The organism is uncultured Streptococcus sp., from assembly GCF_902463925.1.
Taxonomy (GTDB): domain Bacteria; phylum Bacillota; class Bacilli; order Lactobacillales; family Streptococcaceae; genus Streptococcus.
The window spans coordinates 112,859-130,724 of sequence record NZ_CABQHE010000004.1 but is presented as its reverse complement, the minus strand read 5'-3'; the positions used below and the strand labels follow the sequence as shown (position 1 = coordinate 130,724).

The 17,866-nt window shown below is 40.4% G+C and carries 15 protein-coding genes and 1 pseudogene; 3 read left to right on the top strand and 13 right to left on the bottom strand.

From position 1 onward, the window contains the following. Positions 1-51: 51 nt before the first annotated feature. Complete coding sequence (locus RDY04_RS04505) at positions 52-879, top strand: exodeoxyribonuclease III (protein WP_303951381.1); 828 nt, start codon at positions 52-54, stop codon at positions 877-879. Between the two features lie 73 nt (positions 880-952). Next, entirely contained in the window at positions 953-1,432 is a 480-nt protein-coding gene (locus RDY04_RS04500) for a QueT transporter family protein (RefSeq protein ID WP_303951447.1), read from the top strand. A gap of 37 nt (positions 1,433-1,469) precedes the next feature. Here the strand turns inward: RDY04_RS04500 and RDY04_RS04495 are convergent, their stop codons facing one another. The 13 genes and pseudogenes from RDY04_RS04495 to RDY04_RS04435 all read right to left on the bottom strand — a co-directional run bounded on the left by RDY04_RS04495 (position 1,470) and on the right by RDY04_RS04435 (position 16,769). Then, a complete protein-coding gene (locus RDY04_RS04495; RefSeq protein WP_308000825.1) occupies positions 1,470-3,098 on the bottom strand; it encodes a hypothetical protein in 1,629 nt (542 codons plus the stop codon). A 109-nt stretch (positions 3,099-3,207) separates the two neighbouring features. After that, positions 3,208-4,194 (bottom strand): annotated as a pseudogene (locus RDY04_RS04490) (helix-turn-helix transcriptional regulator). A gap of 57 nt (positions 4,195-4,251) precedes the next feature. Further along, positions 4,252-5,265, bottom strand: a complete 1,014-nt coding sequence (locus RDY04_RS04485) for a diacylglycerol kinase (RefSeq protein WP_303949896.1) — start codon at positions 5,263-5,265, stop codon at positions 4,252-4,254. A 9-nt stretch (positions 5,266-5,274) separates the two neighbouring features. Beyond that, positions 5,275-7,233 carry an NAD-dependent DNA ligase LigA gene (gene ligA / locus RDY04_RS04480; protein WP_303949894.1) on the bottom strand — a complete coding sequence of 653 codons (1,959 nt, stop codon included), beginning with the start codon at positions 7,231-7,233 and terminating at the stop codon, positions 5,275-5,277. A gap of 50 nt (positions 7,234-7,283) precedes the next feature. After that, the gene (locus RDY04_RS04475; RefSeq protein ID WP_002891556.1) at positions 7,284-7,793 is read right to left on the bottom strand and encodes a QueT transporter family protein; all 510 of its coding nucleotides are present in this window, start codon (positions 7,791-7,793) and stop codon (positions 7,284-7,286) included. 89 nt (positions 7,794-7,882) lie between these two features. Further along, entirely contained in the window at positions 7,883-8,842 is a 960-nt protein-coding gene (locus RDY04_RS04470) for a YihY/virulence factor BrkB family protein (RefSeq protein WP_295494070.1), read from the bottom strand. Position 8,843: 1 nt separating this feature from the next. Next, the gene (locus RDY04_RS04465) at positions 8,844-9,704 is read right to left on the bottom strand and encodes a methionyl aminopeptidase (protein WP_295494068.1); all 861 of its coding nucleotides are present in this window, start codon (positions 9,702-9,704) and stop codon (positions 8,844-8,846) included. A 44-nt stretch (positions 9,705-9,748) separates the two neighbouring features. Further along, positions 9,749-11,029: a CBS-HotDog domain-containing transcription factor SpxR gene (spxR, locus tag RDY04_RS04460; RefSeq protein ID WP_303949886.1), complete on the bottom strand. Its 1,281-nt coding sequence runs from the start codon at positions 11,027-11,029 to the stop codon at positions 9,749-9,751. Next, positions 11,022-11,567 (bottom strand): GNAT family N-acetyltransferase, encoded by a 546-nt coding sequence (locus RDY04_RS04455; RefSeq protein ID WP_303949884.1) that lies wholly within the window; start codon positions 11,565-11,567, stop codon positions 11,022-11,024. Before RDY04_RS04455 ends, spxR begins: the two co-directional genes overlap by 8 nt. A gap of 65 nt (positions 11,568-11,632) precedes the next feature. Continuing rightward, a complete protein-coding gene (locus RDY04_RS04450; protein ID WP_303949882.1) occupies positions 11,633-12,895 on the bottom strand; it encodes a UDP-N-acetylglucosamine 1-carboxyvinyltransferase in 1,263 nt (420 codons plus the stop codon). 85 nt (positions 12,896-12,980) lie between these two features. After that, positions 12,981-15,221, bottom strand: a complete 2,241-nt coding sequence (locus RDY04_RS04445; RefSeq protein ID WP_303949879.1) for a DNA internalization-related competence protein ComEC/Rec2 — start codon at positions 15,219-15,221, stop codon at positions 12,981-12,983. Continuing rightward, positions 15,211-15,906 (bottom strand): helix-hairpin-helix domain-containing protein, encoded by a 696-nt coding sequence (locus RDY04_RS04440; protein ID WP_303949876.1) that lies wholly within the window; start codon positions 15,904-15,906, stop codon positions 15,211-15,213. The genes RDY04_RS04445 and RDY04_RS04440 overlap by 11 nt, the downstream gene beginning before the upstream one ends. A gap of 107 nt (positions 15,907-16,013) precedes the next feature. Then, complete coding sequence (locus RDY04_RS04435) at positions 16,014-16,769, bottom strand: 1-acyl-sn-glycerol-3-phosphate acyltransferase (RefSeq protein WP_303949874.1); 756 nt, start codon at positions 16,767-16,769, stop codon at positions 16,014-16,016. Positions 16,770-16,897: 128 nt separating this feature from the next. Between RDY04_RS04435 and RDY04_RS04430 the strand changes: the two genes are divergently transcribed. Further along, the gene (locus RDY04_RS04430; RefSeq protein ID WP_303949872.1) at positions 16,898-17,833 is read left to right on the top strand and encodes a polysaccharide deacetylase family protein; all 936 of its coding nucleotides are present in this window, start codon (positions 16,898-16,900) and stop codon (positions 17,831-17,833) included. Positions 17,834-17,866 lie beyond the last annotated feature (33 nt).

The following is a 17,866-nucleotide window of genomic DNA, read 5'->3' as shown; positions in this document are numbered from 1 at the left end:
TTTTTTTCTGTTACAATAGATAGGAACAATTCAATGAAGGAAACTGTACATATGAAATTAATTTCTTGGAATATTGATTCCCTAAATGCCGCCCTTACTAGTGATTCTGCACGCGCTCAATTATCACGCGCTGTCATCGATACCTTGGTCGCTGAAAATGCAGACATCATTGCTATTCAAGAGACAAAACTGTCTGCTAAAGGTCCGACTAAAAAGCATTTGCAAATCTTGGAAGACTACTTCCCTGACTATGACAATACTTGGCGTTCATCTGTTGAACCTGCCCGTAAAGGTTATGCTGGAACCATGTTCTTGTATAAAAAAGAATTGACACCAGTCATTACCTATCCTGAAATCGGGGCACCTTCAACCATGGACTGTGAAGGACGTATCATCACTCTCGAATTTGACAATTTCTTTGTGACACAGGTCTACACACCAAACGCTGGTGATGGCCTCAAACGTCTGCTTGAACGTCAAATCTGGGATGAAAAATATGCGGATTACCTAGCTACATTGGATGCTCAGAAACCCGTTCTTGCGACTGGTGACTACAATGTTGCCCACAAGGAAATCGACTTGGCCAATCCTTCAAGTAATCGTCGTTCACCAGGATTTACAGATGAAGAACGTGCTGGCTTCACTAACCTCCTTGCCAAAGGTTTCACAGATACCTACCGTCACCTCAATGGCGACGTTACAGGAGCCTACACATGGTGGGCCCAACGTAGCAAAACATCTAAAATCAACAATACCGGCTGGAGAATCGACTACTGGTTGACTTCAAATCGTATTGCCGACACGGTCACAAAATCAGACATGATTGACTCTGGCGATCGCCAAGATCACACACCTATTGTCTTAGAGATTGACTTATAAAATAACTCTAGACCTAAATCCCTAAAAAGAGTAGAACTGCTACTCTTTTACTTTACTCAACTAAGGAGAAATGATGAAAAATAAACTTAACCCTACACAAAAGCTTGTTCTCTCAGCTATTATCATGGCCCTTTACATCGCTATCCTCTTTGTATCTCAAGCCATTTCATTTGGTGCAGTTCAAATGCGTCTGGCCACTGCTTTATATGGATTAACCTACATCTTCCCATTTTTAGTATTTCCAATTAGTCTGGCTAATGCCATCGCTAACTCTTTTGGTGGTTTGGGATTGATTGATGTTGTCGGTGGTTTCTGTGCTAGCTTTTTAACAACTGGTAGCATCTACCTCATCCGTAAAGCTAAGTTATCTAGCTGGTTTATCATTCTACCAATTTTACTCGTTCCATCCTTAGTAGTACCAATATGGCTTAGTGCCTTACTCAAACTTCCTTATGTTGCTCTCGTTATTAATCTCCTCCTGGGACAATTAGTTCCTGCGATTTTGGGAGCTGTACTTGTACGAGAGTTGGCTAAACGAGGATATAAAGACTGACAAACAAAAATATCTCTGCAATGTGCAGAGATATTTTTTAGTAATGATATGCTTTTTCGTAAGCTTCTTTTGGTGTCAATTTGTCACCAGAGATAAGCAAACGGTAGTCAACATTAGTAGGATCTTTTTGATACTCATCAACCCAATCTTGATTCATTTCGAGATAAAGATTATAAGTTCCCAACTCAGTCGAAACAGTACCTACCTTGTAAAAATCTTTATAACGCTTTTGGTTATCTGTTTTTTTCAATTTTTCATATCGATAATAGGTTCTGGCAAAGTCAGTGAACTGATATTCTTTCTTATCTTTTCCAGAGCCAGTTGTGACTTCAATGGTGCCCTTGTTATTTGTTAAATGCAAATCATAATCATAATCATTGTGACTATTCAGTTGGAAGACACCTGAAGTAATATCACTATCATCAGAGAATGTCTGAATATCAGCGAACTTAGCAGCCTGCCAAGAAGTAGGGATTCCTTCATATTCACCATCACTCTGTAGACCTAGAAGTGACCAATAATGACCGAGATAGAAGGTATTAGACTTCTCACGATCTGTCACCAGTTCACCTACCATCTTAAGGTTTTCAGCACCCAGACGGTATGGGTTAGAGAGATAACCAAAGACTGGGAAGAAATAAATGATAACCGTAAAGGTCAAAAGAGTCTTCATATTAATCTTATTGATAGCCCAGAAGAAATAAGCAGCTGAGAACAAGAGAGCGTAAGCTGCACCATAGCTAAACTTATGCGCATGGGCAATCAAAAGCAAAATAAAGAAAATAGGTTGGATAGGACGAATCTTATGATAGATGATAGAGAAAACATCCTCTTTGTCTTCCTCAGATTTGAAAATCAAGGATAAGACAATGGTCAAGAGCACAAAGAAGGCGTCAAACCCGAAGCCAACATCATTTGGACGGAAGAAATAAGCTAAGATGGACATGTCCATCACCAAAAGCCAGACAGATGCAAATTTGATCATGTTGTTACCAAATTTTGCAGCCGTTTGACTAGGTGCCTTTAAAGGTACATCGAAGGCTTGTGCAAGTGCTCTTTCTTTGGCTTGACGTTCGGCCTCTATTGCCGCTTTCATTTCCTTAGTACGGCGTTCCTTTTGGAACAAATGGGCAACCTTGGTCGGTTCATCTTGTCTTGACTTGGTAATGCTCAAAAAGAGCAGATATTGCATGGCAAAGATGAGAGCTGTGTTCCCACCGTATTCTAGGAAGGAACCATCCCAAATACTAGAAACAACTGCAAAAACGATATAACCTCCAATTGAGATCAAAACCGTCAAGAGCAAATGAATCCAACGATAGCGGTAAGTGTATTTATCAGTTGTATCTCGTCTCAAAAACGTGTCACGTGGATAAAGATACCAGATAACGAAGATAAGTTCAATAGCCTGAACTGCTGTTAGAAAACCAACGTAGTTGAAGCCAAAAACGGCTGCTACCACATTGATGAGATAGGAAATAATGGCCAAAACTCGCAGACTGGTGCGCATAGACAAGAGTCCAATACTCATCAGGGTGATAGTTGAGAAGGCAGAAAAACCAGCGCCCATCTTATTATCAAAGATGAATACGTTGATAAAAGCAAAAATCAAGATTCCTAAAAGAGTTAGGACTTGTTTTTGCATTTCTTTTTTCTTTTCTTCCATATTTTCCCTCCTTATGGAAATGATAACATTTCTGTACTCCTATTTTAACACAATTACATTATTTTTGTCAGATTTAAAAAGGCATTCGGATAAGCGAATACCTTTTTCATTAGTTATCTATTGCTTCAATCTTAAGGAAAACAAAGTCCCCATCAAAGCGTTGAATATACTTTTAAAAACCTAATGAACTAAAAGTTTCAATCTCATAACGGACCTGATCAACACCATCACTAATGCTCTCCTCAAGCAATTTTAGTTTTGGAGTATCGGATTCCAAGACATCACGGTAAAGTCCTTTATACTCAAAGGTAATTCTAGCCCACTCGTTACCAGAAAGCATTGAGAAAGCCTGATAACGCACCTGCTCATCTGTAATAAGACGGTCTTTTTGTTCTGGACTGAGCGTGAAAGCCAAATCATTTTCGGATTTATGAATGGTCTGGAAACGATCCACACGGAAATAACGGATTTCAGAGAACTGATAATCACAAGTAAGGTTGTCATCCAGTTTGTAAGAAATACAGTAGAAATAATGGTTATCAAAAATGACTGAAATTGGAAAGACCTTATATTCCTCCACTTTTTCTCCTGACTTACGGTAACTAAATGACAATGGACGTTGGTCCACAATGACATCGAAAATGGCTGAAATAGCCGGTAAGAGTGACTTATCTTGTTCCTGATAAATCTTAAGTTCTTGATAACTATCTAATTCTAGCTCAGTCAATCGCTTGATACGTCGGCGCTCCTTGTCGTCTACAGCCCTCTCAACAAAGATGTTAATTATCTCTGCTACTTCATCCTTTCGAAGGGCACGGCTCTCTAAAAGAATCTTAGATAGGATAACTGCCTGATTGTATTTAAGGTTACCATAACCCTGTTCATACTGGGCATGATAGGAACCGTATTTTCTGGAATACTTAACCTTCATATTGGGGCGGAGCTCAAGCAAATTTTCCTTGAGTTCACTCACATCCTCTTTAAGCGTACGCTCACTTATGCTAAAGCGAGCTAGGTAGTCCGTTTTTGAAATCTCATTTCCCTTTTCCAATTCGGACATAAAGTACAAGAAACGTTTGGTTTTTGATGCTGTCATTGTTTTTATGATTGTAATAAAAAAGCAACCTAACCTAGGTTGCTTAAAAGGTTAACCTTAATCATTCTCAATTTTTTCAGCTTCTGTACTGAATTTTTGTGCAATAGCTTCGAGAGCCAATTCGTCTGTATCTGGAAGCGTGATAGCATCATCAGAAATCTCATCAATATTAGCATAGAATTCAATGTGATTCTTAAGATTTTGGAGATGAATCGGTGCATCACCACCGTATTCACCATCAAGGTTAATCATCATACGATCATCACTTAGAGGCTCAATATACAGCGAGCTCGTTTTAATATAGGAAATTCTCTTATCGTAGATGTGTTTACCACCTTGGAGAACCAGACGAATGAGGTCTACCAATTCAAAGAGATTAGCTGTCTTAACCATAATTAATGTAAATTTACCATCATCCAGTTTAGCATCTGGGGCAATCGTTTCAAAGCCACCAACTGAATTGGTCAAGGCAACGAAAATCATGGAAAGACCACCTTCAAAGACACCCTCGTCATGCGTAATGCGGACAGGAACCTTCTTAACTTGTGGTAGCAACTCTGCCCCCTTAACAAGGTAAGCCAAATAACCAAGCACTGTCTTTAAGCGGCTAGGCACACTATAAGTTAGTTCCGTAAAGGAACCCGCAGCCGCAATATTGATAAAGTATTTGTCATCATAGGCACGACCAATATCCATTTGAAGGGTTTGATTTTTAGCAATAACCTTGGCTGCTTCAACAGGATTCCCTCTTGGAATCTTCAAGGCGCGTGCAAAGTCATTTGTCGTTCCCGTTGGAATAACCGCCATTTGTGGGCGTTTTTTAAGCGAGGCAATCCCAGAAACAACCTCATTGATTGTTCCATCGCCACCTGCAGCAATAACTAAGTCAAAGCCTGCTTTGGCTGCACGAGTGGCCTCATTTTTTGCTGAGTTTTCATCTGGTGTTGTTTGAAAGGCTGACGCTTCAAATCCAGCACCTTCCAGAATATCCAAGACCTCAGCAACATTTTTTTTCATAATTTCTTGTCCAGATGTTGGATTATAAATTAAGCGGGCACGTTTTTGTTTCATATTGAACTCCTATAAATCCAGCAACCAAGCCTCATCTTTTACTTCAATTCCTAGGCTTTGTGCTTTTTCCAACTTACTTCCGGCATCACTACCTGCAACTACTAAATCTGTTTTCTTAGAGACAGAACCTGTCACCTTAGCACCCAGGGCTTCGAGTTTTGCCTTTGCTTCACTACGTTTAAGATGCTCCAATTTCCCTGTCAAAACAACTGTCTTACCAGATAAGATGGCATCATCTGCCACCTTTTGTCCAAGATAGGACAAATTAACCCCATAAGTTTCCAGTTCTTTCATAAGAACTTGAGCTTCTTCCTTGGCAAAATAGCGCTGGATGGATTTGGCAATAACCTCTCCTAAACCATCTACAGCAGCAATTGCCTCGACATCTGCGCTTGCTAACTCTTGTATACTTCCAAAAGCTTCTAACAATTGCTTACTAACCTTGGCACCAACATGACGAATCCCCAAACCATAGAGCAATTTCTCTGCAGAATTTTCTTTTGAGGCTTGAATGGCTGCATAAAGTTTTTCAGCAGACTTTTCCTTGAAACCTTCCAATTGGAGGAAATCTTGACTGTTCAAGCCATAGATATCAGCTACATCTTTAACCAATTCAGCTTTAAAAAGCTTTTCAACCACTGAAGGTCCCATTCCTGCGATGTTCATGGCATCACGAGAGGCAAAATGGATGAGGCCTTCCTTAATCTGAGCAGAACAAGAAGGATTAATACAACGTAGAGCAACCTCATCTTCAAAATGTAAAAGACCACTACCACAAGATGGACATTGACTCGGAACTGGCATTACTTCTTGTGTTGTACGCTTACTGTCTACCACACGAAGAACAGCAGGGATAATATCACCAGCTTTGTAGACAATAACGGTATCACCGATACGAATGTCTTTTTCAGCAATATAATCCACATTATGAAGGGTGGCTCGACTTACCGTTGTCCCCGCTAATTGCACCGGAGTCAAATTAGCAGTCGGCGTGACTACACCTGTACGACCTACCTGCCAGTCTACTGAAAGAAGCTCTGCTTCCTTTTCCTCAGCAGGGAATTTATAGGCAATGGCCCAACGTGGTGCTTTGACTGTAAAACCTAATTCCTCTTGCATGGCTAAACTATTGACCTTGATAACAACGCCATCAATATCGTAAGCCAAGTCATCACGATCCTGACCGACAGCTTGAATAAAGTCCCAAATCTCATCCATCGACGATGTGACAATGCGTCGTGGATTAACTGAGAAACCTAGTTCTGCCACTTCATTTAAGACATCATTTTGTGTGAGACGCTCCGTTGGACTAGCTTCCTGATAAAGGAAAGTCGCTAAACGACGCTCCGCAACCACTTTGGTATCCAACTGACGAAGAGTCCCTGCTGCAGCATTACGTGGATTGGCAAATTCGGCTTCACCATTCTCTTGACGCTGAATGTTGATGCGTTCAAACTCAGCTCGTGGCAGATAACACTCCCCACGCACCGTAATATTAAGCGGTTGGTCCAACTTAAGAGGGATATCTGAGATACGCTTGACATTTTCAGTGATATTTTCACCGACAGAACCATCACCACGTGTCGCACCTACCTGGAGAACACCATCCACATAGGTCAGCGAGATAGAGAGACCATCAATTTTGAGTTCAGCCATATAATCAGCATTAGGAAATTCGTCCTTAACCCTCTTATCAAAGGCATCCAGCTCTTCTCGTGAAAAAGCATCCTGCAAACTATAAAGCGGATACTCGTGTTGATATTTTTCAAAACCATCCAGGACCAGACCTCCCACACGATGCGTAGGACTATCTGCTTGAACATATTCAGGGTGCTCAGCCTCCAAAGCTACAAGCTCACGATAGAGCTTATCGTAGTCTGCGTCTGACACCGATGGATTATCTTCCGTATAATACTCTTTTGCATACTGGTTAAGTTTAGCAACCAGCTCTTTCATTCGTCTTTCCATAGGAACATTTTAACATAAAAGTAACAAAAAACGCCTTTACAGGCGTTAATTTAGGAAACAAAATCAATGACTTTGGCCAATTTCTTAATAAGAATTGCACCAACTAAGAGAGAGGCCAATTCTCCCATAGCAACAGTAAACCAAGTTGCCCAAAATGGTGCTTGAGTAACTAGGGTCAACTCAGCCGCAATCGTCACCATGAAGAATGAAAAGTAAAAGGCAAAGAAAACATGAGCCTTATCAAAGAGGCCACCCAAAATATCTTGATTCTTAAAGCGGTCAAAGAAATAAACTCCTGAACCAACAAAGACTAGCGTTGAGAGACTTCCAACAACCACATCAATCATGTTAAAACTAAAGAAATTAGCAATCACACAGCCCAAAGTAACGGCAATGATATACTTGCGATTATAAAATCCTAAAAGATTGAACATTTCTGCAATTCGGAACTGGTAAGGACCATAGGAAATTAAGTTAAAAGGTGGCACAACAGTCAAGACTACATAAAGGGCCGCCACGATAGCAATATGTGTTAAATCACGAACAGTTTGTTTTTTCATTTTTCCTCCATAATCAATGTTTTTATTAGCTACGAAAAATCAATAATCCCGTCAAAAGAGCCTGGATCTCACCAAGCTCTCTTTATCATCTAGGAATCATCCTCATTATTTTTGTGTTTTTTGCTGTCACTACCATCTCCAGAAAAACTCTGAATAATAGTAATCACATCTCCTCTTCTACTTTTCAGTTCACCTTGTCTAAGCTCTTGATAGGTCGCATTAAAGACGGCACCCAAAATCAAAATCCTGGCCAAAAAGATGAACCAAAGCATGAAGACGAAAATCATAATGGATCCAAATAACTTGATGTCAACCAATCGACTCAAGGTACGAATCACATAGGTTCCAAACAAATTGCTTAAATACCCAATCACTAAAGTCGTAAAGATAGTCCCTGGCATAACGTAGCGGATTTTTCGAATCTTCACATTTGGAAGCACGAAATAAAGCACCATCATTCCCAGGAAGACAACTGCAATACTTAGAGGTTGGATACTATTTAAAATAAGCTGAGTCATCTTGGAACCAATAGGATAGGTCTGATTGATAACTCGAAGGACCGACTGAATAATCGTAGACAGCATTAGTGCAAAGGTGAGCAGGAACAAAATGACCAGACTCATGAAACCACCGATAATGTGACTAATAAAGACATCACGGTGTTCTGAAGCACCATACACCTTGTTAATCGCCTTTTGAAGGGAAGACAAGGACTTAATCATAGTCCAAAATCCCGTCAAAGAGGCAACTCCCAACAACTGTCCAGAAGGTGTCGAGAAGATATCCTGAACAACGTTGGCTGCAGGTGCATAAAACTGCTTAGGAAGATGCTCATTCATAAACTTCAAGAGATCAGTCGTATCAATATTCAGATAGGGAAAGACATTGGCCGCAATGACAATGAGCGGAAAAACCGTCAAAATGAGATAGTAAGCCACTGCGATAGTTGAAATGTCTATCTCTGCACTACGATAATGCCTAAGATAAACCTTCAAAGGGCGCCACTGGAGTTTATCCAGGAGACGGGCCATTAAGCCTTGTCGTTTCATATTAGTAAGTTCTCTCTTCGCCTTGAGAAGTCAAAATTACTGGACCATCCTTAGTAATAACAAATTGGTGCTCATATTGACAAGAAAGTCCACCGTCAAGAGTTTTGTGAGCCCAACCTGTTTCAAGGTCAGTATCAATTTCCCAAGTACCAGTGTTAATCATTGGCTCGATAGTCAAAACCATTCCTTCTTTGAGACGGAGACCTCGTCCAGCCACCCCATAGTTTGGCACCATTGGTTCTTCGTGCATTGTTGGCCCAACTCCGTGTCCAACCAAATCACGAACAACACCGTAACCACGACTTTCAGCGTATTCTTGGATAGCTGCCCCGATATCACCGATACGGTTACCGACTACCGCTTGTTCAATACCAAGATACATAGCCTCACGTGTTACTTCCATAAGTTTTTTAACTTCGTCAGATGGCGTTCCAATCGCATAAGCCCAACATGAGTCAGCCAAACCGCCAGCATATGATTCTGTGTATTTTTTAACCTGAGCAACATTGTCAAAGTCCAATTTTGACACATCAAGGACTGACTTATCTATAGGTTCTGACAAGACCATATCAACTTTCAAGAGGTCTCCATCTTTCAAGATATAATGACGTGGAAAGGCGTGTGCTACTTCATCATTAAGACCACAGCATGTCGCATAAGGGTAATCCATAATGCTTCCCTCAACTCCAATCTGAAGGGGAAGAACATTTTCTTCTTTACAACGACGGCGTACATACTCTTCTACTTCCCACATATCCACTCCTGGTTTCAAGAGGTCACGTAGGCCAATGTGGATACTTGCAAGAAAATCTCCCGCTCTATCCATCGCTTCAATTTCACGTGCTGATTTTAGTGTAATCATTATTTTCTCCGTTTTCTTTATTTCTTTAAATTTTAAATGGCTTATTAAGTTTTCTTGACCACTACTACTGACTTACAAACCGTATGATTACCATAAGTAACCATAAGGTCTAAATGAGCTCTGCGTCTGGTTTCCGCAATGATACTGGGTGTAATCGTCACCTTATCATCAATTTGAGCCGCCTGAAGAAAGTAAAACATCATCTCTTCAATCACCAGACTATTTTGTTCTTGTTTCTCCATCGTTCGGTAAACAACCTCTTTAACCATTTCTACAAGAACACCCTGTGTAAGGTTCCCAGAATTATCAATCATGGCCGGTTCTACCTCAAAACTAAAGGCATTCTTTTCACGATTAAGGTTAGCTATCATTTGATCGCTAAATGTATGGAGATCACCACGATTATTATCTTGAAGTTCCTCTAAAACCTGACGACGAGTAATAGTCCCTAGATAATGTTTTTCGTCATCCACAACAGGAATCATGTCATAGTCTTCAAAAATCATCTTTTGGGCCACAGTCGCAAGGCTAGTCTCCAAACGAGTCACTGTCGGTTTTGTCATAATAGCCTTAGCCATAGTGGTCGGAAGCTGATTAGCCACATCACGCATGGTCACAATCCCAATAACCCTATCATCCTCAGACACAATAGGAAAACGAACAAGGTTGGTCCGTTTAACCAAATTTTGAAAATCTTTGACTGTCATTTCTGGAGTCATATAGTTGTAGTCTTCTCGTCTAGTATAGACTTGAGCGACTGTTTTAATATCTGTTTTGATACGAACATTCGAAAGTGCCTGGTTAATCATAGTCGCCACAGTAAATGTATCGTAAGTAGTGACCATGACTGGAAACTGCTTCAAACGAGAAAGCTCTTTAACCCTATCAGAAACCTGAAAGCCTCCAGTTACCAGAATAGCATTATTGTATTCGAGGGCTAATAACTGGATATCTTCCCTATCTCCAACAATGAGAAGGTCGCCTTTTGTTAGATAACGGGTGATATTCTCAATAGTCATGGCTCCAATGTAGAACTTACTGAAGACACGTTCCAAACCTTCATGACCCGAAATCACCTCAGACTCTGTAATCTCTGCAATCTCCGCAAAGGTCAGTTTGTCAAGGCGGACCTGGACTTTCTTTTCAATTCGAACTGTTCCACTTCGAGGACGCGTTTCAACTAGTCCTCGATTTTCAGCTTCTTTAATAGCTCGATAAGCAGTTCCATCAGAAACCTGCAAGTGGTTAGAAATACTACGCACACTAACTCGTTTACCGATGGGCAAAGCCTCTAGATAATCTAGAATTTCTTGATGTTTACTCACAGTTCCCCTCCTTCTCAAAGCGGAGATAATCTCGCATGGTACGGGTGTATCGGTCTGCTCCTTTGAAACGAGACACCAATTTAAAGCCAGATTTTTCTGCCACACGAATCGATGCCTTGTTTTCCAAATGAGCAATAAGGATAATGCGCTCCATTCCCATAGCCGTCAATGCCAAATCTGACAAACAAGTAACTGTCTCAGTCATTAGACCTCTACCCCAGTATGAAGCATTCAAAAAATAACCGATCTCTGCAGTCCTTTTCTGGACATCTATCTTTTCAAAGCGAACGATCCCAATCAACTTATTAGACTCTCGATCTACAATTGCCCAAACACCCAAAGGCTCCTTCATGAAATAATGTACCAAGAGGCAATCTGTTTCATACTGAGTTTTGGTAGCAGGAAAGAAAAATTGTAAATTCTCTGGATTCGACACAATCTCATGTAAATCAAAACGATCTAAAAAGACGAGTGGTCTAAAAGAAAGGCGCTCTGACTCAAAGAAGGCAAAAGCACCCAGACTAGTCCAAATATCCATGATAGTATTATAACACAGTTTTAGAAATGGAAAAAGGCTCAACAAGAAGCGGTTGAACCTTAGACTTAATCTTCAATCAAACGAATATCTGCACCAAGATCAGAAAGTTTCTCAATGATATTTGAATACCCTCGAAGGATAAATTCAATATTTGTTATTTCAGTCTGACCATCTGCCATAAGTCCTGCAGTAACGAGTGCAGCACCCGCACGCAAATCACTAGCTTTTACAGGTACACCAGAAAGTTGCGTTGGCCCATTATAAATAATCTGACCACCAAGCACTTGAATATCAGCACCCATACGAGCCAGTTCAGGAACGTGATTTACACGCTTCTCATAGATTGTATCAATGATTTTTCCTCGGCCACTTGCTTTCAGCAACAATGGTGTCATTGGTTGTTGTAAATCCGTCGCAAAACCTGGATAAGGTGATGTCTTAATGTCAACAGGTTTTAAATCGCCCTGTTCTTCCACAAAAATTGCATCCTCTTCAACAATCATGCGAACACCCATTGCTTCAAGCTTAGCAATAAAACTTTCAAGATGTTCATAGAGAACATTTTTAATTTTAATCCCCTTACCGATAGCTGCTGCCATAGCAATGTATGAACCCGCTTCAATACGGTCTGGAATAACCTGATGGCGAGTACCATGTAGGCTCTCTACACCATCAATCGTGATAATTTCTGTACCAGCACCACGTACACGCGCACCCATATTGTTGAGAAGCGTTGCCACATCAATAATTTCAGGTTCACGAGCGGCATTTTCAATAACTGTACGACCATCAGCCTTAGCCGCAGCCAACATGGTATTGATGGTCGCTCCAACACTGACCGTATCCATGTAAATATGAGCACCCTGAATGCGTTTACCAGCATCAGTCGCAATACGCATAGACTCGGATTCATAGGAAATGCTAGCACCCATCGCTTCAAACGCCTTAAGGTGAAGGTCAATAGGACGTGGTCCTAAATCACAGCCCCCAGGAAATCCTACTGTAGCTTGACCATAACGCCCAAGCAAACTACCATAGAAATAATAAGAAGCACGAAGGCTGTTAATCTTACCAAATGGCATTGGCATATCTTTAACTCCTCGAGGGTCAATTTCAAGTGTTTCGCCATCACGCTTAACAGAACCACCCATTACTTCAATGATCTCAATTAGATTATCGACGTCGCTGATTGCTGGTACCCCGTCAAGAGTAACCACTCCATCAGATAAAATGATGGCTGGAATCAAAGCAACAACTGAATTTTTAGCTCCTGATACTGTAACTTCTCCTTGAAGTTTCTTACCACCATTGATGATAATTTTACGCATACTGTTCAATCTTTCTTATACTGGAATATTAGCCTTTACATTCTACCATAGATTGAGGTGCATTACAAATTAAGAAATCTGAAAATTATCGGACAGTTTCACTTAATAGTTTGAACCATCCCTTAAACCGAATAGCACCATCCTGGTCTGTGCGTAAAACTTTAATGTGACGTTCTTTGAAACGCTCTAATGTTTCATCATTTGGATGCTTATAACGATTATTTTCACCAGCTGAGACAAGCGCAAGTGATGGTTCTAACTGATCCAAAAAAGCTTCTGATGAAGAGCCTTTAGAGCCGTGATGTCCTGCCTTGAGGACACTCACTTTTAAATTTGGATAGCTGGACATCAATTCCTCCTCTCCTTCTTTTTCCAAATCACCAGTAAACAGAAAACTGGTCCCCAATAACTTTCCATAGAGAACAAGTGAATCATTGTTACCACCATCACCAATTTTATTGGGATAAAGAACCTGTAGCTTACTTCCCATCATAGGCAGCTTATCACCAGCCTTTAAGGTGCGAACGGGACGTTTAAGAAATCGAAGACGTTTGGCAAAACTAGGCTTAGTCAAAGCCCCCTTACTGACACAAATTTCCTTAATCTTAAACCGTTTAGCCACTTCCTCCAAATCACCAATATGGTCTGTATCCGTATGAGTCAGAACCAGATAGTCAATTTGAGACACTCCCCTTGCCTGTAGATAGGGAATTAAGGTTTTCTCCGCATTACTCGTCTGGCTCCCTTCTTGCCATTTTTCCTTAGAGCCGAAAGTTACCTTTCCACCTACGTCTATCAGGATCGTCTCACCTTTCATACTCCTTAAAAAAATACTGTCTCCTTGACCAACGTCAACCACCGTCACCTCATTGATCAAAGGATGTTTAACCCAGATCATCAAAAGACTAAAAATCATCAAGAGGCATATTCTAAACTGAGGCTTTTTCCAAAAATCAAAGAGTAAAACCAATACAACTATCATCAAGCCAAACTGAAACAAACTAGGTTTCCCTAGAATTAAAGGCTGGCCTATCCAGGATTGTATCCAAGTCAAAAAGGTCTCCATCCATTCAAAAAGTGGGTTAATTTGAGAAAAGATTACCAGTCCTGAAAGTGTAAAAAGTACTGTTAAGATAGGTAAGAGAAAGCTATCGAAAACTACTGAGAAGATTGCCGTCAGAATCAAACTCAATGGTTGAAAAGTTCCATAATAGTAGGTCAAAAAAGGCAAAGTCCCAAGACTTAATATCAAACTCATATAGATTGACTTTTTAAAGGACGACATCTCCTCAAAATCAAATAAACACAACAAGAAGGCATAAGAACAACTTAAAACACCTCCTACCGTTAAAAGAAAATGAGGCAAGACTAGAAATAATAGAAGCAACGTTATGCCCATATTGTTCAGTTTTTTAATACCACACTCAGCCAAGAGGCTTTGAATCAAAGAACGTAAGACCGAAGCCGTCCAACCAGTCATTAAGCCATAGAAAATCGAAAAAGGCAATAAGATAGCCAGGATATAATTTTTGGGAAGACCCAAACGAAGAAGTCCATAGCGAAACCATCCCAGAAAAAATCCAACCTGCATACCCGAAAGCGCAAAAAGATGAATAATCCCCAAACTGGTGTAGAGTTGACTCTGCTCATCAAACTCCTTATCCAAATACCCAAAGAGCAGCCCTGTCATATAGTGTCTCATCGGATTAGGAAAATGCGTCTGAATATGAACCAAAGCCCTCCTCCTCAGTTGATGAAAAAAAGCTAGAGGAGAGGTGGATTTTTGAGGCACCACTTGGTCCAAGCGCTCAATCTGAGCAATCCTATAAATACTCTGACTAGCTAGATAAGACTGATAATCAAAGCCTTGAAAATTACGTTGACCTGTTGACGAGGATAACTTTATTTTTCCTTTTAAAACAAGCGTTTGACTAGTAGTCTTAAAAAAATGCTGCTCCTTCTCAGATTTTAGCCGGTAAAAGACCTGATAGGCTTGGCCATTTGACTTACCGATTGCTGATAATTGCTCACCATTAACTGAGAGCGTATCTGCAACCAGGGTCACCTGATTGATTTCAGCAGGGGCTTGTTTATCTTGTATAGTAGCTCTGTAGTGCAAAAATAAAAAGTAGACCAAAAAGAAACTACCTACAAGTCCCACCAACTTTAGGGCTACCTTATTCTTCCAATGATGCTTCAAAAAACAGACCATAAGAAAGACAAAAGCACCAATAGCATAGAAATTAGATATAAAAATAGTAAAATAAAGAGCAACTATTAAAAGCGCTAGGGAAAAAAGATTGATTGGAGATTTTTTAAGCCACATAGATGGACTCTCTGATTTTATCTAAAGTTTTATCACCAATTCCTGAGACATTTTTCAAGTCATCTACGGATTGAAAGCCGCCATGACTTTCACGATAGTCAATGATATCCTCTGCCCGCTTGGCTCCAATTCCAGAAATAGTGTGTAACTGCTCTTTGGTCGCTGTATTTAAGTTAATTTTGCCATCCTTAGATACAGCCTGCCCTCCTTTGTCAGAGACATGATCAGTAGCTGATTGATCAAGGACAGAAACATTTTCATCTTTATTAGCTACATAAATAACCTCTTCATCTGACAAGCTTGCGGCTAAATTAACACTCTTAGCATCCGCATCCTCAGTCATTCCTCCAGCGACTTTGATGGCATCGGTTACCCTAGCGCTTGCTTTTAAGCTATAAACATCTGGCTTGACCACAGCCCCCTTAACATCTACCGTTACTTTTGACTTAACTTTTTCACTTCCTTCAGTTTGTGACTGAGAAGACGCTTCCGTAAGTGATTTTGAGCTTTGTTTAGATGAAGAGATAGACAAGGTTGTCACATCTGTATAAGACGTCTCTGCCTCCATGCTGTTGCCGGCACCACAAGTCATCCACAGAAAGAAGCAGAAAACCACCATTAGTACACCAATAATACTCACAAATAGACGATTATCGTTAACATAGGATAGAATCTTTTCCTTCACGCTAGTCTCCTTAATTGATATATTTTCTTTCTTATTCGTAAAAAACTTGAAAAATATATCAAAAAGAAAAAAACTCCATCAGATTTATGTCTGACAGAGTCATTAGCTTATTTCTGTGTTTCTTTGGCACGATGTTTTTCAGGATTCCAAACAAAGCTAGCTACATATGAGAAAGCCATAGTCAAAATCACTGCAAGGATAGCCACAAGACCGAGAGGTAGACGGTAAATATAAGTCAATGGGTTTGGTTTCTTGCCTGTTTGATAGCTCAAAGCTTCTTCATCAAGACGATCAAATTCAGATTGGATACGACGAGCAACCTCTTGAATATTCTCGTCATTCAAACGCTTCAAATCTGAAATATCAATAGGATTACCATAGTTCATATCCACACGTTCACCTGTCAAGAGCCCCTTGAGTTCACGAGGTCCTTGATAGACAACTGGCATAATCTTAACCTTAGCCATCTTAGCGATAACCGCAACCCCACCCTTAACATCAGAAGAATGACGACTACCACTTGGGAACATAATCAAGCTACGATTACTCTTCTTAAGCATGTTAACCGGGTACTTGATAGCCTCCTGACCAGGATTTTCACGGTCAATTGGGAAGGCGCCACACATGCGGATCCACCAACCAAAGATACGGCTCTTGAAGAGTTCTTTCTTAGCCATGAAAATAAACTGCTTAGGACGAGCTGAAAAAGCCATATAAACAGGGTCCCACCAAGTGCGGTGCGGAGCAACCAAGATATAGTTTTCATCCTTGTTCAATAATTTATCGCGATTGTGGTAATGGGCATTACCATTGATAATCCAAAGAAGGAAGACAACAAGCCCACGTAAATAAGCGTAAAACACGTTTTTACCTCTTTTTCTACAATTTTTAACTATTATACCAAAAAAAGGAACGCTTTTTCATAGAATTTCTTTGTAAAACAATTGGAAATGTTGTGGCAGTTTCTAATTGTTTGAGCTATAATGTAACTATGAAAAAAAGTATTGAGATTATAGGGAAAAATCGAAAGGCACTTAATCTTTGCCTCATTATTGCAAACTTGACCGTACTGGCTATTCTAGGCTTTGTCCTATTCCAACGCCATAACACGAAATCTGAACAAGTAGCCAAGGCTGAAAAGACTGAACAAGTCGCTAATGGTGCAAGTTCATCTTCAGAAAAAGCCAAAGAAGATGATAAGACACAACTTAAGAAAGGCAGTAACCACAGCATTGCAGCTTCTGACTATGCTTACGATGTTACTGCTGTGAATAATACTATTCGAGGCGAATCTCAGGATATCGACGACAAGGTAGTCTTTTTAACTTTTGACGATGGGATTGATCCTACATTGACACCACAAGTCATGGATATTTTGAAAGAATATGGTGTTCATGCCACATTCTTCCACATTGGTTACACCATTACACAAGAAAATGCGGACATCCTCAAACGCCAAATTACAGAAGGACACGCGATTGCCAACCATAGCCTCAGCCATAACTTTAATCTCCTTTATCCAGGACGTATTCCTAATCAAAGTCAGATTGTTTCTGAGGTTAACCAAACCATGGCTAATTTTCAAGCCATCCTAGGTAAGGACTTCAAGACAAGAATTTTCCGTTATCCTGGTGGTCACATGTCATGGCACGGTCTAGAAAGTACTGACCAAGCCCTCGCCAAGGAAGGTGTCCAGTGGATGGACTGGAACATGCTTTGTGGTGATGCAGAACCAGCTTCTGTTCGCCCAACGACATCTGAAAGCATGATGGCCTACTTGGATGGTTCACAAAAATATTTCCCTGAGAGTCATGTTAAGGTTGTCCTTATGCACGACACTGCCGGTAAGGAGCTCACAGTTCAGACCCTTCCACAAATCATCGAATACTTCAAAGACCAAGGCTACACCTTTGGTGTCCTAGAGTAATCACTCACAACAGTTCCTTTGGGAGCTGTTTTT